At 62.6% G+C, this 19,125-nt stretch carries 22 protein-coding genes; 12 read left to right on the top strand and 10 right to left on the bottom strand.

The annotated features are described in order from the left end of the window. Window positions 1-9 precede the first annotated feature (9 nt). The 4 genes from lexA to CIW50_RS06920 form a co-directional block, all read right to left on the bottom strand. Window positions 10-732, bottom strand: a complete 723-nt coding sequence (gene lexA, locus CIW50_RS06935) for a transcriptional repressor LexA (RefSeq protein ID WP_149530562.1) — start codon at window positions 730-732, stop codon at window positions 10-12. Window positions 733-1,044: 312 nt separating this feature from the next. After that, the gene (locus CIW50_RS06930; protein ID WP_283808827.1) at window positions 1,045-1,620 is read right to left on the bottom strand and encodes a GNAT family N-acetyltransferase; all 576 of its coding nucleotides are present in this window, start codon (window positions 1,618-1,620) and stop codon (window positions 1,045-1,047) included. 21 nt (window positions 1,621-1,641) lie between these two features. Then, entirely contained in the window at window positions 1,642-3,999 is a 2,358-nt protein-coding gene (locus tag CIW50_RS06925; protein WP_149530561.1) for an Orn/Lys/Arg family decarboxylase, read from the bottom strand. 158 nt (window positions 4,000-4,157) lie between these two features. Next, window positions 4,158-5,366: a molybdopterin molybdotransferase MoeA gene (locus CIW50_RS06920; RefSeq protein WP_149530560.1), complete on the bottom strand. Its 1,209-nt coding sequence runs from the start codon at window positions 5,364-5,366 to the stop codon at window positions 4,158-4,160. A gap of 109 nt (window positions 5,367-5,475) precedes the next feature. On the opposite strand from CIW50_RS06920, the gene CIW50_RS06915 reads away from it, so the two are divergent. From CIW50_RS06915 to CIW50_RS06905, 3 genes are all read left to right on the top strand, one after another. Further along, entirely contained in the window at window positions 5,476-5,760 is a 285-nt protein-coding gene (locus CIW50_RS06915) for a hypothetical protein (RefSeq protein ID WP_149530559.1), read from the top strand. Window positions 5,761-5,823: 63 nt separating this feature from the next. Next, entirely contained in the window at window positions 5,824-6,006 is a 183-nt protein-coding gene (locus tag CIW50_RS06910; RefSeq protein WP_089264725.1) for a CbtB domain-containing protein, read from the top strand. A gap of 3 nt (window positions 6,007-6,009) precedes the next feature. Further along, window positions 6,010-6,735, top strand: coding sequence for a CbtA family protein (locus tag CIW50_RS06905; protein WP_149530558.1), 726 nt, complete (start codon window positions 6,010-6,012; stop codon window positions 6,733-6,735). On the opposite strand, the gene CIW50_RS06900 is transcribed toward CIW50_RS06905, so the two are convergent. Both CIW50_RS06900 and CIW50_RS06895 read right to left on the bottom strand, forming a co-directional pair. After that, on the bottom strand, window positions 6,732-7,352 hold the full coding sequence (locus CIW50_RS06900) for an HAD-IA family hydrolase (protein WP_149530557.1): 621 nt from the start codon (window positions 7,350-7,352) through the stop codon (window positions 6,732-6,734). The genes CIW50_RS06905 and CIW50_RS06900 overlap by 4 nt on opposite strands. Before the next feature lie 245 nt (window positions 7,353-7,597). After that, on the bottom strand, window positions 7,598-8,146 hold the full coding sequence (locus CIW50_RS06895; RefSeq protein WP_149530556.1) for a MarR family winged helix-turn-helix transcriptional regulator: 549 nt from the start codon (window positions 8,144-8,146) through the stop codon (window positions 7,598-7,600). A gap of 226 nt (window positions 8,147-8,372) precedes the next feature. Here CIW50_RS06895 and CIW50_RS06890 point away from each other — a divergent pair, with 226 nt between their 5' ends. From CIW50_RS06890 to CIW50_RS06875, 5 genes are all read left to right on the top strand, one after another. Beyond that, on the top strand, window positions 8,373-9,521 hold the full coding sequence (locus CIW50_RS06890; RefSeq protein WP_246664236.1) for a cytochrome P450: 1,149 nt from the start codon (window positions 8,373-8,375) through the stop codon (window positions 9,519-9,521). A gap of 7 nt (window positions 9,522-9,528) precedes the next feature. Beyond that, complete coding sequence (locus CIW50_RS06885; RefSeq protein WP_149530554.1) at window positions 9,529-9,852, top strand: 2Fe-2S iron-sulfur cluster-binding protein; 324 nt, start codon at window positions 9,529-9,531, stop codon at window positions 9,850-9,852. Between the two features lie 66 nt (window positions 9,853-9,918). Beyond that, complete coding sequence (locus tag CIW50_RS06880) at window positions 9,919-11,133, top strand: ABC transporter substrate-binding protein (protein WP_149530553.1); 1,215 nt, start codon at window positions 9,919-9,921, stop codon at window positions 11,131-11,133. Window positions 11,134-11,308: 175 nt separating this feature from the next. Continuing rightward, window positions 11,309-11,482, top strand: a complete 174-nt coding sequence (locus tag CIW50_RS28950; RefSeq protein ID WP_172980251.1) for a hypothetical protein — start codon at window positions 11,309-11,311, stop codon at window positions 11,480-11,482. Between the two features lie 452 nt (window positions 11,483-11,934). Beyond that, a complete protein-coding gene (locus tag CIW50_RS06875) occupies window positions 11,935-12,090 on the top strand; it encodes a Flp family type IVb pilin (RefSeq protein ID WP_149530552.1) in 156 nt (51 codons plus the stop codon). A gap of 7 nt (window positions 12,091-12,097) precedes the next feature. On the opposite strand, the gene moaC is transcribed toward CIW50_RS06875, so the two are convergent. The 4 genes from moaC to CIW50_RS06855 all read right to left on the bottom strand — a co-directional run bounded on the left by moaC (window position 12,098) and on the right by CIW50_RS06855 (window position 16,486). Beyond that, window positions 12,098-12,622, bottom strand: coding sequence for a cyclic pyranopterin monophosphate synthase MoaC (moaC, locus tag CIW50_RS06870; RefSeq protein WP_149530551.1), 525 nt, complete (start codon window positions 12,620-12,622; stop codon window positions 12,098-12,100). Window positions 12,623-12,624: 2 nt separating this feature from the next. Beyond that, complete coding sequence (gene trpC / locus CIW50_RS06865) at window positions 12,625-13,431, bottom strand: indole-3-glycerol phosphate synthase TrpC (protein ID WP_149530550.1); 807 nt, start codon at window positions 13,429-13,431, stop codon at window positions 12,625-12,627. Window positions 13,432-13,438: 7 nt separating this feature from the next. Beyond that, complete coding sequence (gene trpD / locus CIW50_RS06860) at window positions 13,439-14,458, bottom strand: anthranilate phosphoribosyltransferase (protein WP_149530549.1); 1,020 nt, start codon at window positions 14,456-14,458, stop codon at window positions 13,439-13,441. Window positions 14,459-14,572: 114 nt separating this feature from the next. After that, on the bottom strand, window positions 14,573-16,486 hold the full coding sequence (locus tag CIW50_RS06855; protein WP_149530548.1) for a peptidylprolyl isomerase: 1,914 nt from the start codon (window positions 16,484-16,486) through the stop codon (window positions 14,573-14,575). Between the two features lie 234 nt (window positions 16,487-16,720). On the opposite strand from CIW50_RS06855, the gene CIW50_RS06850 reads away from it, so the two are divergent. From CIW50_RS06850 to secG, 4 genes are all read left to right on the top strand, one after another. Then, complete coding sequence (locus CIW50_RS06850; RefSeq protein ID WP_149530547.1) at window positions 16,721-17,050, top strand: PepSY domain-containing protein; 330 nt, start codon at window positions 16,721-16,723, stop codon at window positions 17,048-17,050. Between the two features lie 16 nt (window positions 17,051-17,066). Next, window positions 17,067-17,654 carry a general stress protein gene (locus CIW50_RS06845; RefSeq protein ID WP_149530546.1) on the top strand — a complete coding sequence of 196 codons (588 nt, stop codon included), beginning with the start codon at window positions 17,067-17,069 and terminating at the stop codon, window positions 17,652-17,654. 55 nt (window positions 17,655-17,709) lie between these two features. Next, a complete protein-coding gene (tpiA, locus tag CIW50_RS06840) occupies window positions 17,710-18,483 on the top strand; it encodes a triose-phosphate isomerase (protein WP_149530545.1) in 774 nt (257 codons plus the stop codon). A 153-nt stretch (window positions 18,484-18,636) separates the two neighbouring features. Then, a complete protein-coding gene (gene secG / locus CIW50_RS06835) occupies window positions 18,637-19,017 on the top strand; it encodes a preprotein translocase subunit SecG (RefSeq protein WP_149530544.1) in 381 nt (126 codons plus the stop codon). The last annotated feature ends 108 nt before the right edge of the window (window positions 19,018-19,125 follow it).

The raw sequence follows: 19,125 nt of genomic DNA, 5'->3' as shown, positions 1-19,125 counted from the left end.
GCAACGGCCTCAGTAGCGTCGATACAGACCGATCAGTTTGCCCTGAATGCGCACCCGGTTCGGCGGCAGGATGCGGACTTCGTAGGCGTCGTTCGCCGGCTCCAGCGCGATCGACGCGCCGCGGCGGCGGAAGCGCTTCAACGTGGCTTCCTCGTCGTCGATCAGGGCCACCACGATGTCACCCGTGTCGGCGCTCTCGTTGCGCTGGATCAGCACGGTGTCGCCATCGAGAATGCCGGCGTCCTGCATGGAATCGCCGCGCACCTCGAGCGCGTAATGTTCGCCGGAGCCGAGCATGTCGGCCGGCATGCTGATCGTGTGGCTGCGGGTCTGCAGCGCCTCGATCGGTGTACCTGCCGCGATCCGGCCCATCACCGGGATGGCAACCGTGCGGCCATTGTCATCATCGCCGCTGTTGCTGCCGATGCTGGCGGCCGGCCGCACCCTGCCGAGGGTACCTTCGATCACGCTGGGCGTGAAGCCGCGACGGCCAGTGCCGCCTGTGACTGGCGCGCCAAGTTCGGGCAGCTTGATCACTTCAATCGCGCGGGCGCGGTTCGGCAGGCGACGAATGAAGCCGCGTTCTTCCAGGGCCGTGATCAGGCGGTGGATGCCGGACTTGGAGCGCAGGTCGAGCGCATCCTTCATCTCGTCGAAGGAGGGCGGGACGCCGGCTTCCTTCAATCGCTGATCGATGAATCGCAGGAGTTCGTATTGTTTGCGCGTGAGCATCTGAAGCCATCCTCAGTTGACGGTGTCGGCCGCCGCGTGCGTTTCAAAGGGCCTTCGAACGATCGGCCTCAATCCAGAGACACTCGTTCGAAGATCGGTTGCGCGAGTTCGGGCACTCTCAAACTACTCAAAGCCACAGAATCTCGAAACAAATCATGAACGAACACTATATGTTCCATATGTGTTCTGCAATGCTTAATTTCTCGTCAAGAAGACGTATGTGGAGCTGAGCAAGGCAATGACCGAGGAAGTCGTTCCCGACCTTCCGTGAGCGCGTCAAACAGTGAAAATGCCAGAGCAGACCGCGTGCAATTACGCGGAAAGCGGCCGGCCGGAGAGTGGCAAAGGCGGTGGAGTCGTGGAGCCGGTGGCCAGCGAGCGCTGGACCATGATCGTGTCGGCCCAGCGGCCGGAGCGATAAGCGACGCCGGGCAGCAAGCCAACGCGGGCAAAGCCGAAGCTCTCATGAAGGCCGAGAGAAGCTGTGTTGTCGGCATCGATATAGCCGATGATCTGTCGGAAGCCGGCTGCCGCGCAGACGTCGATCAACTCGCGCATCAACAGGCGGCCGATACCGCGGCCGACATGTCCGTGGTGGATATAGATCGAGTGCTTGACCGTGTAGCGATAGGCCGGTCGCTTGCGGAACAGCACCACATAGGCATAGCCCACCACCTCGCCGCCTTGCGTGGCGACGAGATGCGGAAACCGTTTGCTGCGCAGGTTCTTGCGCCGGTCTCTGAGATCGTCGGGCTGCGGCGTGTCGGCGTCGCTGACGCCTTCCTCGACGCCCTGCCTGATGTGCCGGCGATAGATCGCCAGCATGGCATCGACGTCAGTGTCGCGCGAGGGTCGTATGACGACCGGCTGTTCGAGTTCCGTTTGCAAATCTGGCTCCTTACGTGCTCCCTATTCGGAGACCACGTAAGTGTAAAGCCGGATCCGGCCATTGGCGTCGACCTTGCGGTAGATGCCCTGAATCTCGACGTCGAAACCCGGGAAGGTGTTGAAGCAGGTCTCGAACATCCTGAGATAATCGATCATCGGCTTGGATCGTTCGGTGAGCCGCTCGCCCGGTACGATCGTGGCGATGCCCGGCGGATAGACCACGAACGGCGTCGTGGCGACACGCCCGAATATCTCGTCGATGGGGAGGTAGTCGACGTCGTTACGCACCAGACAGCGCGCGGCATCGTGGGGCGACATGGCGATCTCCGGCAGATGGTCGGCGGAGAATTGCCTGGTCTGGAGGTCGCTCACATTGGCCTCGCGAAAGAACCGGTGCATGTCGCCGCACAGATCCCGCAGGCGGACGCCCGCATAACGCGCCGGCCTGCGCCGCGCGAATTCCGGGATGACGTCTTCCAGCAGCGCGTTGTCGTCATGAAATTTCTTGAAGGCGACAAGGCCAGAGATCAGCGTGCCGGCCTTGCTGGCCTCCACGCCGGGCGTCAGCAGGAAGAGCAGCGAGTTGAGGTCGTTCTTCTCGGGGACGATGCGGTTCTCGCGCAGGAACTGAGCGACCACCGGAGCAGGGATGCCATGATCGGCATAGGCGCCGGTGGTGCGATCGAAGCCCGGCGTCAGCACCGTCAGCTTGTTCGGATCGGTCATGGCGAAACCGGCGACCATGCCGGGGAAGCCATGCCAAGCGGCGTCGGGCGCGAGCTGCCAATAGGACGGATTGGTGGCCAGCTGGTCAGTGCCGATACTTTCCCAGGGCACATTGTGAACAGCGCCTTCGCTGGCTGCGTCGGGAATCGCGACGCGCTCGGGCACGAAGGGTTCGAAGAACCAGCGGCGCTCGGTGCGGGTTTCCTTCTCCTCGAACTCGCGGCGCACCGCGCGCATCTTCTTGCGCAGTTCGATGCCGAGGCGGATCGTGTCGTCCCACAACACTTCGCCGGAGCGGCCCTTCATCATCTGCGCGCCGACATCCAATGATGCGAACAGCGGATAGAATGGCGAGGTCGAGGCGTGCTGCATGAAGCTTTCGTTGAAGCGCCGATGCTCGACGCGGCGCTTCTGCCCGCGGATATGCCGATCCTTCATGTGGATCTGCGACGCCTGCGAAAAGCTGGCGAGCTGCTTGTGGGTCGACTGCGTGGCGATGATGCCCGGCGAGTCCGGGCCTAATTCCTTGAGCCCCATGGCGAAGCGGCCTGCATAGAGCGGGTGGAATTTCATGAAGCCTGCCCAGGCTTCATCAAACAGGATGTAATCGCAGAGATGACCGATGCGCGCGATGATCATCTCGGCGCTGTAGATGGTGCCGTCATAGGTGCATTGTTCAACCACGGCGACGCGGAACGGCCGCGGGCGTTTCCAGGCATCGGGATCCGTGACCAGCGGATTGATACGGATGCGCTCGCGCAGTGCGTTCTCGTCGAGTGCGTCCCAGTTCATCGGGCCGATCAGGCCCCAGGGATTGCGCGTCGTCGGCACATAGATCGGCACACCGCCTGAAATCATCAATGCGCCGTGCAGGGCAGCCTTGTGGTTGTTGCGATCGAACAACACCAGATCGCCATCGGTGACCAAAGCCGATAGCGCGACCTTGTTGGAGGTCGAGGTGCCGTTGAGCACGAAATAGGTTTTCTCCGCGCCAAAGATTTGCGCGGCTTCCTTCTGCGCCTGCAAAGCAGGGCCCTCATGGGTCAGCAGATCGCCGAGATCGAGCACCGAATTGTCGAGGTCGTCGCGAAACACGGCTTCGCCGAGATGTTCCATGAACACACGGCCGATCGGGCTGCGGCTGTAGAACACGCCGCCATTGTGCCCGGGGCAGGTCCAGAGCTGGTTGCCTTCCTCGGCATAGTCGACCAGGGCGCCGAAAAACGGTGTCTTCAGCGTTTCCGCATATTGCTTCAACCGGCTGATCAGATTCTTGGCGATGAACGGTGGCGTTTCTTCGGACAGGAAGACATAGCCGTCGATGAAATCGAGCACCTCGACCGGGACGTCTTCAAACCGCTTGCGACGTATCAGCAGGATGATGGGGAAATCGAGACCCCGTTTGCGCATCAGGTTGATCAGCGCCGCGGTCTTGCCTTCCAGGCCCTTCTTGCCCCAGTCGACCACCATGCAGCCGATCGCCGCGTCGGTCTGGACTGCGATCGTAGCGTCTTCGAGCTTGCGCGCTTTGACGACCTCGAAGCCGGAACGCTCGATCTCATCGACGATCTGATTGAGGCGAATGCCCTCGAGATCGTCGGCGTCGAATGTTGGCATCGCAAACAGGAAATTGAAGCGTTTGAAATAGTCCATCTGTCCACCGATCTTGTTTCGCTGCGATGTCTCGCTGCGTTACGTGACAATTCAGTGACTGAAGCCGTGTTAAGGTATCTCAGTCAGAAAAAAGCTCAGAGAACATGCTGCGCGGTCGAGTTTCCGGTGGCCCGGCATCCCATCGCGTATCCCGGCCTTTAAACAGGCAGTCGCATGATTGCGCAGGAATCGCCAGCGGCGGCGGCGGGAGCGAATGGCTTGCGGATCAGAAGTCCTTCGGCAACAGCCAGGTTTCCCAGCAGCGACGAGTCCTGTTTCATCACCGGTGTCGCCACCACGGTGCCGTCGCCGCGGGTTTCCAGACGCGTGCGCAGGTAATCCTCGCGCTGGTCGTTGGCGGCGAGGTCGCGGCCGAGCACCGCGGGTTCGAGCGCGTGAGCGATCTCGTTTCGGCCGGATAGCGCGCGCAGCAGCGGCACCATGAACAGGAATCCGCAGACATAGGACGAGACGGGATTGCCGGGCAGGCCTATGACCCGCATGCCCTGGCGGCGTCCGTGCATCATCGGCTTGCCGGGCCGCATGGCGATGCGCCAGAACGCCATCTCGACGCCGGCATTGATCAGGGATTGCTGCACCAGGTCGTGGTCGCCGACCGACGCGCCGCCTGTGGTGATCAGCACATCGGCCTTCAGATCGATCGCGCGTTGAATGGCTGATGTGGTCGCCTCCAGCGTGTCGACGGCAATACCGAGATCGATCACCTCGGCGCCTTCGGCACGGGCCAGCGCACGCAGCGCGAAGCCATTGGAGAGCACGATCTGGCCGGGGCCGGGGACCGCGCCGGGCATTACCAGTTCGTCGCCGGTGGCGAGCACGGCAACAACCGGCCGTCGCCGCACGGGCAGTGACGGATGGTTCATGCCGGCAGCAAGGGCCAGATCGCGATCGGTGAGGCGGGTGCCGGCGCGCAGCAGAACGTCGCCTTCGTTGAAGTCGACGCCCGCCGGACGGATATGCTTACCGGAGATCGCGGCCTCGCTGATCCCGACGATATCGCCATCGCGCGTGGTGTCTTCCTGGATCACGACGGCGTCGGCGCCAGCGGGCAGCACGCCGCCGGTGAAGATTCGCAGGGCTTCGCCGGTCTGCAGCGGGCGGTCGAACGGCTTGCCTGCGGCGATCTCGCCGATCACGCGGAGCTTGGTGCCCAGTGTGGCATCGGCGGCGCGCACGGCATAGCCGTCCATCGCTGACATGGGCTCCGGTGGCTGGGTGCGCAGCGAAGCGATGTCGCGGGCGAGCACGCGGTGGAACGCGTCCTCCAGTGGCACCATCTCCTCAGGCAGCGCGTCGGCGCCCGCGAGAATCGCGGCCATGGCATCGGTAACCGGCATCAGGGCCATCGCGGGGGATCTCCGGCAGTGTGGGCGCCCGTCATAGCGGAGAGCGGGAGCGGACGCAAAACCACAGCCGCTTTGGCAGGGCAGGGAAACGCGATAGACATCGGCGATCATGACCGACAACCTCGCAGCAACCGACGATGAAGCGCCTGTCTGGCGGGTGGATGTCGATGCACTGACATTCCGGCCGTCCGGCCATCGCGGGCTGTGCATGGTGCACCGTCACGCGTTCCGGACGCTGCTCCGGCGCTACCCGTCGCCGGAGGACTGCGCGGCCTATTTCCGCGACCACAGAGAAGTGTTTCAGGCGGCGGCCAGCGCCAAGCTCGTGCGTGCGTCGGTGGCGGCGGATGCGAATTTTCATCTAACCAGCCGCGATGTCGCCCGCGCGATGTAAAATTAACGGTCGCGCCGCCGGTGCAACTCGGCTAAATTGGCGGTCTATTTCGCGAGGATTCCGATGCAACAGACCCAGACCGCCCAGATCTCCGCCGTCACCACTGACGTAAATGTCGTCGTGCAGGCCGTTCTGGCCATGGCGCTCGGTCTGTTCATCGTCGGTGTGGTCGGCTTCTCGCATATCAGCGCCGTCCACAATGCGGCCCATGACACGCGCCACGCCAACGCATTTCCCTGCCACTGAGACATGTCCGTCTTCAGGTCGATCGTTTTCTCGGCAGCATTGGCTGGCGTGATCACTGGCGCTGCCATCACCGGCGCGCAGATGGTCGGGACCATTCCCCTGATCCAGAAAAGCGAAGTCTATGAGCGCAAGGCGGAAGCTCCGGCAGCTGTTGCGCCGACGGATGCCACGCAGCCCGCCCATACCCACGACCATGGCGCCGCCGCCCATAGCCATGAGGCCGAATGGGAGCCCGCCGAGGGCTTCCAGCGCAATGCCTTCACCACCGGCGCCAATATCCTGACTGCCATCGGTTTCGCACTGTTGCTGGCCGGCATCTTCGCGCTGCGTGGCCGGACCGTGAGTTGGCGGGAAGGGCTGTTCTGGGGTCTCGGCGGTTTCGTCGTCTTCACGGCTGCGCCTGGCCTCGGCCTGCCGCCGGAGCTGCCTGGAATGCCTGTCGCGGACCTTTCACTGCGCCAGACCTGGTGGGTCAGCACCGCCTGCGCCACTGCAGCGGGGCTTGGCCTGCTGGTGTTCCGCAAGGCGTCATGGGCCGCCATTCTCGGCCTTGGCCTGATCGTGCTGCCGCACCTGATTGGAGCCCCTCAGGCGCCCGCTGGCCATACGGATGTCCCGGAAGCCCTGTCGCACAGTTTCGTCGTTGCAGCGACGCTGACTAGCCTGCTGTTCTGGGCATTGCTCGGCGTGCTCACCAGCATCGCCTTCCAGCGCATCTCGCGGACTTAAAGCCCGAGTGCCTTGAGCGCCTCGGCGACGGATGTCGGCGAGGTCACATGCACCGCCTGCAATCCGCAAGCACGGGCAGCCTCGATATTATCGGCAAGGTCGTCGAAGAACACGATGCGCTCGGCGGGGACACCGATTTCCGCGATGACGTGCTCATAGGATTTTGCATCGGGCTTGCGAAGTCCGATCGAGGACGACAGAAACACCGTTCGGAAGTGGCTGAGCAGATCGGCATGGTGCTCCGAGAAATGTGTGACATGCGCGACATTGGTGTTTGAAAACGCGTAAAGCGGCCAGCGTTTCGAGGCATGCGCGAGGAGTTCGGCGATACCCGGCATCTCTCCGACGAAGATCGCATTCCAGCCTTCGAGAAATTGTGCCGGCGTCAGATCGATACCGAGTGTGTCGTGTAGATACGCAAAGAATGCGTCGTCGGAAATCTCGCCGCGCTCGTGTCGCATATAGACGTCGCCGCGTGCAAACCGACTCACGATGTCGTCCGGTGCACAATGCGCATAGTCCGACCAGACCTTCAGCACGCGCGTGAAATCGATATCCAGGACAACGCGGCCGAGATCGAACAGCAGGGCGTCGGCGGAATTTGGCGTAAGCGACATCTGTATCTTTTGGCTCAACGATTGAACATGTTGCGGCGCAGGTTAGCGGATGGTGGCAGAAAATCCTTGCTCCCGCGTGACAAGCCGTCTCGATATTTTTGTTGCCTAGGCAACTAATTCGTGAGAGCCTTTCCAAAGAGGGCGCATACGAGAGCAGTCAACTGCCGCGCCCCGCAGGGAGAGGAACGATGGTGGACCGCTTGTGCGGCACAGTGCTTGATGCTGCGTGCGCGATCCGTGCCGGCTCAGCCGGTCACAGCGCCGAGATTGCTGTGAATGCGTCGCAGCAAGTCGATCAGCACTTCGCGTTCGCTTTCCTCAAGACAGGACAGCAGCTTTCGCTCGCGTTCCAGCGCGGTCACGATAACGGCGTCATGGGTCGTGCGCCCCTTCGCGGTCAGCGTAATCGAATGGGTGCGCGCGTCGTCCGGGTCGGCATTGATGGCGACCAGGCCGCGTTCTTCCAGCAGGGCGAGCGTGCGGCTGACCGGGCCCTTGTCAAAACCGATGACGTGACAGATGCGCGAGGCGGGAATGCCGGGTTCGATCGCCAGCAGCGACATGATGCGCCATTCCGTGACATTCACGCCAAAGCGCTTCTGATAGAGCGCGGTCGCGTTGCGCGAGAGCTTGTTCGCAATGAACGTCACGAAGGCCGGCACGTAGCGCTCAAGATCGAGCAACTGTCCGCCTTTGGCAGCGGGTGTACGCGCAGCGACGGCCCTGACATTGACCTTTGTCGCTTTCACCTTGGCGGGCTTTCGAACCGTTTTGCCCGATCCATTCTTGCTCATGCACCACGATCCTGCCTGCGTGATGCCGTCGAAATCGACGAGATCACGTGGTCCTGAGAAATAGAGATACGCAGCCACAATTGCCAACAAGAAAATACGGGAGGTTCACATGGTTGCCACGGTTACAACGGCTCCGCCCCACACCACGCAGGTACTGTCCTTCGGCGCCGTGCCGAACGACGCATCGTCTCAGCCCGTCGTCCACCTCGATGTCGATCCCTTCGCCATGGACTTCTTCGCCGATCCGCACCCCACCCACGAGGTTCTGCGTGACGCCGGCCCCGTGGTGTATCTCGACAAATGGAATGTCTACGCGGTCGCGCGCTATGCGGAAGTTCATGCAGTCCTGAACGATCCCGCGACGTTCTGCTCGAGTCGCGGCGTGGGGCTCAGCGACTTCGCCAAGGAGAAGCCGTGGCGCCCGCAGAGCCTCATCCTCGAAGCCGACCCGCCGGCGCATACGCGTACGCGCACGGTCCTCAACAAGGTGTTGTCGCCGGCAGTGATGAAGCAGTTGCGGGACGGGTTTGCTGCGGCGGCTGACGCCAAGGTCGATGAACTCCTGGAGCGCGGCAGTTTCGACGCGGTCGCGGATCTTGCCGAAGCCTATCCGCTATCGGTGTTCCCCGATGCGATGGGGCTGCAGAAGGAGGGCCGCGAAAACCTGCTGCCTTATGCCGGTCTCGTCTTCAATGCCTTCGGTCCGCCGAACAAATTGCGTCAGGACGCCATCGAGCGTTCGGCGCCGCATCAGGCCTATGTGCAGTCGCAATGCCAGCGCGAGAATCTCGCGCCCGGCGGCTTCGGCGCCTGCATCCATGCGCGTGTCGACACCGGCGATATCACCGCTGACGAGGCGCCGCTGCTGGTGCGCTCATTGCTGTCGGCAGGACTGGACACGACGGTGAACGGTATCGGCGCGGCCGTTTATTGCCTGGCGCGCTACCCAGAGGAATTCGCGCGGCTGCGCAGCGATCTGTCGCTGGCGCGCAACGCCTTCGAGGAGGCCGTGCGTTATGAAAGCCCTGTGCAGACCTTCTTCCGCACCACGACGCGCGACGTCGAGATCAGCGGCTGCCATGTCGGTGAGGGCGAGAAGGTGCTGATGTTCCTGGCCGCCGCCAACCGCGATCCGCGCCGCTGGGCCGATCCCGAACGCTATGACATCACCCGCAAGACATCGGGCCATGTCGGCTTCGGCTCCGGCATCCACATGTGCGTCGGGCAGCTCGTGGCCCGGCTTGAAGGCGAGGTCATGCTGTCCGCACTGGCGCGCAAGGTCGCGTCGATCGAGATCACCGGCGAGGTCAAGCGCCGTTACAACAACACGCTGCGCGGGCTGGAGAGCCTGCCGGTCACCTTCACGCCTGCCTGAGGATTCCATGCCGAGTATTACGTTCATTCATCACGACAGCCGTGCCGAGACAGTCAGCGCCAATGACGGCGACAGCGCCATGTATACGGCGCTGCTCCATGGCATCGACGGCATTACGGGCGAATGCGGCGGCGGCGCGGTTTGCGCCACCTGCCACGTCTATGTCGACGACAACTGGCTGGGCAAAGTCGGCGCAGTCGGTGCCGACGAGGATGAGTTGCTGGAAGGCGTCGTCAGCGAGCGGCTGCCGAACAGCCGGCTGTCGTGCCAGATCAAGATCACCGAGGCGCTGGATGGCCTCGTGCTCCGGCTACCGGAGCGACAGGTGTAACTCGCAAGCAAGACCGCGACCGGCAACGTCCGGACCCGCGTAATCAAGGTAGAGGGGAGAGACGAAATGAAGGGTTTGAAGATAGTTTTGGCAGCTGCGGCATCCTGCGTGATGGCGACGGCCGTGCACGCACAGGTGTCAGACGATGTGGTGCGGGTCGGTGTGCTCAACGACATTTCCGGCGTGTTCCAGGACACCAACGGCATGGGCTCGGTGGAAGCCGCGCGCATGGCGGCCGAGGATTTCAACGGCGGCGGCAAGAACATCAAGGTCGAGATCGTCTATGCCGACCACCAGAACAAGGCGGATGTCGGCTCTGCCATCGCGCGCAAATGGCTCGATGTCGAGAAGGTCGACGCCATCGTCGACGTGCCGAATTCGTCCGTAGGGCTCGCCATCAACAATATCGCCCGCAACACCAGGATGACGTTCCTGGCATCGTCCACGGCGACCTCGGACCTCACGGGCAAGGAGTGCTCGCCGAATACCATCCAGTGGGTCAACGACGCATGGGCCACCGGCAACACCACCGCGGCGGCGATGATGCAGCGAGGCGGTGACGACTGGTACTTTCTCACGGTGAACTATGCGCTGGGGCAGGGCATCGAGGCCGAAGCTACCAATTACATCACGAAGAACGGCGGCAAGGTGCTGGGGTCATCGAAGCACCCGCTCGGCACCTCCGATTTCGCCTCGCTCTTGCTGCAGGCGCAGAGCTCCAAGGCCAAGGTGATCGGCTTGGCTAATGCCGGCGCCGATGCCATCAATGCGGTGAAGCAGGCCGGCGAGTTCGGCATGCAGGATGGCCCGCAGAAGCTGGTCGCGTTCCTGATCTTCATCAACGACGTTCACGGCATGGGCCTGAAAACCGCGCAGGGCTTGCTGCTGACGGAATCCTTCTACTGGGACATGGATGACGACACCCGCGCCTTTGGCAAACGCTTTGCGGCGCGGCCGGGCATGAATGGCAAGATGCCGAGCGCCAATCAGGCGGGCGTCTATGCCTCCACGCTGGCCTATCTCAATGCGGTGGCCGCCAAGGGTAGCGATGATGCCGGCGTGGTCGTGCCGCAGATGAAGACCTTCAAGGGCAAGGACAGACTGTTCGGTGAGGTCACAATCCGCGCCGATGGCCGTGTCATCCACCCGATCTACCTGTTCGAGATCAAGAAGCCGGCAGAGTCGAAGGGGCCGTATGATTACTACAAGCTGCTCTCGACCATCCCTGCCGAAAAGGCGTTCCGGCCGATGGCCGAGGGTGGTTGTCCGATGATCAAGTAGCCTATCGCGCATCGATACCGGCAACATCAGTCGTTCCGGTATCGGTGTGGGGCCAGTTGCGGGCATCGGTAGATAATTTGCTGCTCCGCAGAAAATACATGCGGGCTATTTCAAACCTAAAAGGCTGTTTAACGTACCTAACGACATCGAAACCCTTTGATTTAAAGGATCTGGAATGTCGATCGTGGTTGGACTGATGGTGCTGCTGCTGCCCGCTGCGTGGCTGCTGGTCAAACGATACGAGCGGCATCTCGATGCGCAGATCGGGCCGTGGATTGTCGACGAGATGAAGCCGCAGCGCAGCCCGCAACGTCTCCTGCGCAAGCACCGCGATGACAGCGTTCGCTGAAATCCACCCCTATTTAGGTTACCGCAAAACTCACAATCGGCGCGTCTGGTCGGGTAGGGTCTGCGTCTGCGCCGGCTGGTGTTTCAGTTCGCGGCTGGACGCAGCCTCGAAGAGTTCGTGTGGATGCCGATGTGCTCGGAACGCGATGAAACGTCTCGACTAGCCCCGCACAAGATAGAACGTCGGCGCCCGAAGGTCTGCTGGATCGCCACGCGGGCCGCCCGTCTGGCTTGATTTGAGCGCGACTACACAGGCAATTGTTGCCGGGCAGGCAACTACCGTGCACTTAATTCCTAACGCAGAAAAAGACTTAACCATCTAAGATATTGACATTGCACGCAGTAGTTTTGGCTCGCTGATTGCAGGTCCGTCACTGTGAATCGGGTGCTCGTAACGCGTGTTGCGAGGCAATTAATGTCAGTTATTGCGTGAGGAATGAGACAGTGCTCGGAATGTTAAAACGCTTTATTGCCGACGAAACAGGTGCCACGGCCATCGAGTATGGCCTCATAGCCGCAGGCATCTCGCTGGCGATCATTGCTGGCGTAAATGGGCTCGGGACGAAGTTGAATACCAAATTCACCGCGATCAACACATCGTTGAAGTAAGACTACGTCAGCTGATCGCGGCGTTGTCCGTCACCAGATAGTGCCCGGACTTGCCGCCCTTTTTCTCGACGAGGTGGATGCCTTCGATACGGACACCCCGTTCCACGGCCTTGATCATGTCGTAGATCGTCAGGCATGCGACCGAGACGGCCGTCAGCGCTTCCATCTCGACTCCAGTGGGGCCCGTGACCTTCACCGACGCACGTACGCGGCAGCCCGGCAGTTTCTTGTCGGGCGTGATGTCCAGGGTGACCTTCGACAGCGCTAGCGGATGACACAGCGGGATCAGATCCGATGTGCGCTTCGCCGCCATGATGCCTGCGATGCGCGCCGTGCCGAGCACGTCGCCCTTCTTGGCATTGCCGGAGACGATCATGTCGAGCGTCGCCTTGCTCATGATCACCAGACCTTCGGCCACCGCGATACGTTCTGTCGCCGGTTTCTCCGACACGTCGACCATGCGGGCCTCGCCCGAGGAATCGATGTGGGTGAGGGCGGCAGCTTGCTTCGATTTCTTGGTCTTGCCGGCCATGATCACTGCGTTCCGTTCGCGCGCTTGAGCAGCGTTTGCGTTGCCGCTGTTACGTCCGCCTGCCGCATCAGGCTTTCGCCGACCAGGAAGGTGGAAATGCCGACGCGTTCGAGGCGTGTGAGGTCGTCCGGCGTGAAGATACCGCTCTCGCCGACCTTGAGTCGATCCCGGGGGATCATAGGCGCAAGCGTTTCACTGGCGGTCAGCGTGGTCTCGAAGGTGCGCAGGTTGCGGTTGTTGATGCCGATCATCGGCGAGCGCAGGTTCAGTGCCCGCTCCAGCTCCGGTTGGTCGTGGATTTCGATCAGCACATCCATGCCGTGGTCGATAGCGGCGTCCTCGATATCGCGCGCCTGCGCGTCATCGAGTGCAGCCATGATGATCAGGATGCAATCGGCACCATGGGCACGGGCCTCGACCACCTGATAGGTGTCGAACATGAAGTCCTTGCGCAACACCGGCAGTTTGGTCGCGGCGCGCGCCGCGACCATGAAGTCGAGATGCCCTTCGAACGACGGCGTATCGGTCAGGACCGAGAGACACGCGGCGCCGCCAGCCTCATAGGCCTTGGCCAGCGTCGGCGGGTCGAAGTCCTCGCGAATGAGCCCCTTGGACGGCGAGGCCTTCTTGATTTCGGCGATCAACGCAAACTCGTTCTTGTCGAGCTTCTTGTGGATCGCGGTCATGAAGCCGCGCGGCGCCGACGCAGCCTTGGCCAGCGCTTCGATGGAAGCGATGGGATGGGCGCGTTTCGCCGCCGCGATTTCTTCGCGCTTGTAAGCTTCGATCTTGGTCAGGATGTCGGACATCGTCGTCTCACACCTTGGCGTTGGAGACGGAGACCAGTCGCTTCAGCTTCTCCAGCGCCGCGCCGCTGTCGAGCGATTTCTGCCCGAGTGCCACGCCTTCCTTCATGTCCTTGACCTTACCAGCCACGATCAATGCCGCGGCTGCATTGAGTAGCGCGACGTCACGGAAGGCGCTCGGCTTGCCGTCGAGCACAGCCTGCAGTGAGGCGGCGTTTTCCTGGGCGTCGCCACCTTTCAAGGAATCCGGACCGGTGCGCGACAGACCCGCGTCCTCGGGCGAAATCTCGAAGCTGCGGATATTGCCGTTCTCCAGCGCCGCCACGAAGGTCGGGCCGGTAAGGGTGATCTCATCAAGGCCGTCGGAGCCGTGCACCACCCAGGCGGATTCGGAGCCGAGGTTTTTCAGCACCTGCGCCAGCGGCAGCACCCACTGCCGCGAGAACACGCCGACCATCTGCCGGGTGACGCCGGCGGGATTGGACAGCGGCCCAAGCAGATTGAAAATCGTGCGGGTCGCGAGCTCGACGCGGGTCGGGCCAACATTCTTCATGGCCGGATGATGCGCCGGCGCAAACATGAAGCCGATGCCGGTTTCCACCAGGCAGCGGCTGACATCCTCGGGCGTGAGGTCGATCTTGACGCCAAGGGCCGCCAACACGTCTGCGGCGCCGGAGCGCGACGACAACGCGCGATTACCGTGCTTGGCAACCGGCACGCCGCAACCGGCGACAATGAACGAGGCGCAGGTCGAGACGTTCACGGAGCCGGAGCCATCGCCCCCGGTACCGACCACATCGACAGCGCCGGCCGGTGCCTCGACCCGCAGCATTTTACTGCGCATCACTTCGACCGCGCCGGTGATCTCATCCACGGTCTCGCCGCGCACGCGCAGCGCCATTAGCAGGCCGCCCATCTGCGACGGGGTGGCTTCGCCCGACATCATGCTATCGAAGGCCGCCGAGGCTTCCTCACGCGAGAGGGAGGCGCCGGTCGCGACCTTGGCGATGATTGCCCTGAGATTGTCCATCGAATGCTTTCAGAGTGATGCACGCGTCATCTGAACAATTGCGACGAAGCCATCCAGTCTTCGCTTGTTGCTTCTGGATGGCTTCGCCGTGCTCGTATTGATGACGTGAGTTTCCTAATTGGTGTTGCTGTTCGCGGCGCCGGTGGCGATCGCAACGGCTTCCGCGTTGATCTTGGTGCCGATCTGCGTCTCGAGCCTGGTGACATATTGCGCGACCTGTTCGTCGGTCAGTCCGCGCTGCAACGTCTCCTTCAGCTTCTTGGCATCTTCGGATGCCATGTCGACCGTCGGTGCAGTGATATCGATGATCCGGTAGACGATCCATTCCGAGGGTGTGGCGCCCTGGGCTTGTCCGGCCGAATCCTTGACGCCGCGGAACACCGACTGGATCACGCCGGCTGACAGAGCCGGATCGCTAGCGTCACGCTTGAACGGCGCGGAGGTCACAACCTTGAGTCCGGCTGCGGCAGCTTCGTCGGCGAGCTTGGCGCCGCCTTCAAGCTTCTTCGCCACGTCGACGGCCTTGTCGCGCAGGCGCGTGGTGATCTGCTCGTCGCGCCAACGTGCTTCGACCTGCGGCTTCACTTCGTCGAGCGTGCGGTCACGCGCCGGCGTTACGCCGAGCACGTCATACCAGATGTAACCGCCACCAGCCTGCAATGCGTCGTTGTCGACGCCGACATCGCTGTTGAAGGCCTGGGTCACGACGTCCACACCCGTGGGCAGGCCCGCAACGGGCTGGCCGTCCGGCGCACGGCCGGAGCGATCGACCGCCTCGATGGTGACGGCGGTGAGGCCGAGCTTCTTGGCGGTATCGACGACATTGGCACCGCCACCGCGTTCGTCCTCGATCTTGTTGTGCATGTCCGATACGACGGCACGGGCACGCTCGATGGCAATGTCGCGCTTCAGGTTGGCGGCAACGCTGTCATAGCTCGGCGTCGTTCCGGCCTGGACCTTGCCGACCTTGATCAGCGTCACGCCGAACCGTCCGGTGATCGGCTGGCTGATGCCGTCCGGCGCCAGCGAGAAGGCGGCATCTGCGACGGACGGATCCATGATTCCCGCTTTGGCAACCATGCCGAGATCGATGTCGGACGCCGACAGGCCGCGCTCCTTGGCGAGGTCCTCGAACTTGAACGTATCGTTCAGCTTGGCGCGGCCGGCTTCAGCATCGGCCACGTTCGGGAAGACGATCTGCGAGATCTGGCGCTGCTCCGGTGTAGAGAGCTTGTCCTTGCGCTCCTCAAACACCTTCCTGGCATCGTCGTCGGACACCGTTGACCATTTGGCCATTTCATCGGGCGTCAAGGCGAGGAAGGCAATCTTGCGATATTCGGGGGCGCGGAACTGGGTCTTGCGCTCGTCGAAATAGGCGGCGAGAGCCTCGGGAGAGGGCGCATCGATGGTTCCGGCCTGCGCGGCCTCGAACTTCACATAGTCGATGGTCCGCGTTTCGTTCTGATAACGGCTCAGCGCCTCGATCATGGTTTTCGGTGGCTCGACGCCTGACGTGACGGTGCCGGCAATCTGGCGGCGCAGAGAGACCTTGCGCTGTTCGGCGATGTAGCGCTGTTCAGTGAAGCCAAGCGAGCGGATCAACTGCTGGAAGCGCGGCGCATCGAAGCCGCCGGTCGGGCTCTGGAAGTTCGGATCCGCAATGATCTGCCGCATGACTTCGGCATCCGCCACGCCCAGGCCCTTGCGACGCGCGTCCTCGTCGAGGGCGGCTTCGGCGACGACCTGCTGCAGCACCTGGCGGTCGAGACCAAAGGCACGGGCCTGATCCGAGGTCAGCGGACGGCCGAACTGGCGGCCGATCTGCTGCAGCTTGTCGTTATAGAGCTGGCGGAACTGCTCGGTCGTGATCTCGGTCGAGCCGATGGTGGCGAGCTTGGACTGTCCATAGCCCTTGAACGCGTCGGCGATGCCCCAGATGCCGAAGCTGACGATCAGCACGCCCATCACGACGGCCATAATCGTCTTGCCAATCCAGTTGGATGAGGCTTTGCGCATTCCTCGAAGCATAGGGTCTTCTTATCTGTCAGGAGGGGAATCGGCTCGCACCAGCAGCCCATGGGGCCGGAGGGCGTCGCCAAATAGGAGGCGCATCATAAAGTGGCAAAAGCCCGGTCGCAACCGGTTGGGACGGGGCGGATTGAAGCGGTTTCCGAAGCCGCCGCGAGGCATTTCCGGTACATGGAACTTTCCAGCCCGCTGCCGCTTTGTTGAGCGGGGGGTTCGAGCCTGCGGGGAGAGATCATGCGGATCGGCTGGCGATCGGGAGTTGCCGCCTGTGGCATCTGGATGGCGTTAACCCCCGTAGGTGCGCAGCAGAATCCGGTGATGGAGAATCCAGGTGTGACAGAGCCCGCGACCTCCCAGCCGAGGACCGGAACGCCACCGCTTCTGGGAGCCAATAGTTTTACTGAAGGTCAGGCCCGCAAATTGTTGGAGTCACAGGGCTATGCCGATGTGTCGCCGCTCGTGAATGACAGCCAGGGCATCTGGCGCGGGACGGCCATGAGGGGGGCGAAGACGGTTCGCGTCAGCGTCGATTACAAGGGCAACATCTCGACGAATCCGGAATGACCGCGAGGACAGCGCGATGAGCAAGGTGACGATCTCCCGGCTGTTCGACGACTACGGTGACGCACAGAAGGCCGTGGTCAGTCTTCATGAAGCGGGCGTGGCCGAAGACGACATCAGCATTATCGCCAACAATGCCGACAAATGGTACGCGCCCGACTATGCCGCAGGAGCCGGCAAGGGCGCCGCGATCGGCGCTGGTTTTGGCGGGCTCGGTGGGCTGCTGGCCGGCCTTGGTCTGCTGGCGATTCCCGGCCTCGGACCGGTGGTCGCAGCCGGATGGCTAGCCGCTGCAGCAGCGGGCGCGGTGGCCGCCGGCGCCGCTGGTGGCGTGATCGGAATACTGGCCGAAGCGGGCGTCGCCGCGAACGATGCCGAGGTTTATGCCGAGAGCATCCGCCGCGGCGGCAGCCTCGTCAGCGCCAGGGTCGAGGAGGCCGAGAAAGACCGGCTGGAGACGGTGCTGCATCCGTCCTCCGTCGATATCGCCAAGCGGCGGAGCGATCTTGCATTGTCGGGCTGGAGCAGGTTCGATCCCACGGCGCCGGACATGACCGCCGACGAGATCAAGGTCGAACGGGGCCTGCGCGGCGTCAGGCCAGCTTGAGCTGGCGGATTGCGTCTGTTAGCTCAAAGAACCTCACACAACACAGGATATTTTCATGACTGATGCCGTTCGGCCGCTGATCGCCGGCAACTGGAAAATGAACGGCCTCAAGGCGTCGATGAGCGAGTTCGAGGCGATGCTGCGCTGCGCGCCTGAGGTTCTGGATAAGGCTGACCTGCTGATCTGTCCGCCGGTGACGTTGCTGGCGACTTTTGCGTCGAAAGCATCGAGCTTCGGTCAGGAAGGGAGCCACGTCGTCTCAGTTGGGGCGCAGGATTGCCACAAGAAAGTCTCAGGCGCGCATACCGGCGATATCGCGGCGGAAATGCTGGCTGACGCCGGCGCAAGCGCTGTTATCGTTGGACATTCCGAGCGCCGCGCCGATCACGGCGAGACCGACGCTGAGGTTCGCGAAAAGGCGCTGGCTGCCTGGCGCGCCAAGCTGACCGCCATCGTCTGCATCGGCGAGACCCAGGCCGAGCGCGATACCGGCAAGACCCTCGAGGTCTGCGGCACGCAGCTCACGGGCTCGCTGCCTGACGACGCCACTTCGGGCAACCTCGTGGTGGCCTATGAACCGGTCTGGGCGATCGGCACGGGACTGACCCCGACGGCACAGGATGTCGAGCAAGTTCATAAGTTTATCCGGGATCGTTTGACTGAACGCTTTAAGAATGAGGGGGCCTCGATCCGGATACTCTATGGCGGCTCGGTCAAGCCATCCAACGCCAGGGAGCTGATGGCGGTTCCTAACGTGAACGGTGCACTGGTGGGCGGTGCCAGCCTGAAGGCGGCCGATTTTCTTGCGATCGCGGCGGGCTGTCCCTAACTCCAACCGAATGCTGCAATTTGCGGTCCGGACCGGTCGGCGCGGGGGTGACAATCCCCCGGTCGATCGTGTAGACACCGCTGGATTCAAACCCCGCAAGCTCTCAGACTGCAGCCGGCGATCGGCGCTGCGTGCTTGCGATGGAAGGACACGATGCAAAGCGTCATTATCGTTATCCACCTCATGATCGTCGCGGCCCTGATCGGGACCGTGCTGCTGCAGAAGTCCGAAGGCGGCGGCCTGGGCGTTGGCGGCGGCGGTGGCGGCGGCTTCATGTCCAGCCGCGGTACGGCGAACCTGCTGACCCGCACCACGGGCTTTCTGGCGGTTGGCTTCTTCCTGACCAGCCTGTTCCTGTCGTGGCTCGCGACCTATGAGCGCAAGCCGACCTCGATCCTTCCGGGCTCGACTGCGCCGATCTCGCAGCCGGGCTCGCCGCTGGCTCCGCCGACCTCGGGCGGCCTGCTGGATACGCTGAAGAAATCCGACGAACAGCAGGCTCCTGCAGCCCCGGCACCGCCACGCTCGCAATAAAGCAGAGGCGCCATGCAGGACGGGGACTACCGTCCTGCGTCAGCAGATCCCATCAAGGGTCTGCAATCATTTCGTTTTTCAAGTCACCCACAGCCCCACCGATTCTCG

The sequence above is a fragment of the Tardiphaga sp. P9-11 genome (genome assembly GCF_008329525.1).
Taxonomy (GTDB): domain Bacteria; phylum Pseudomonadota; class Alphaproteobacteria; order Rhizobiales; family Xanthobacteraceae; genus Tardiphaga.
The sequence above is the reverse complement of the archived record's forward strand: the minus strand, read 5'-3'. Positions and strand labels throughout refer to the sequence as shown.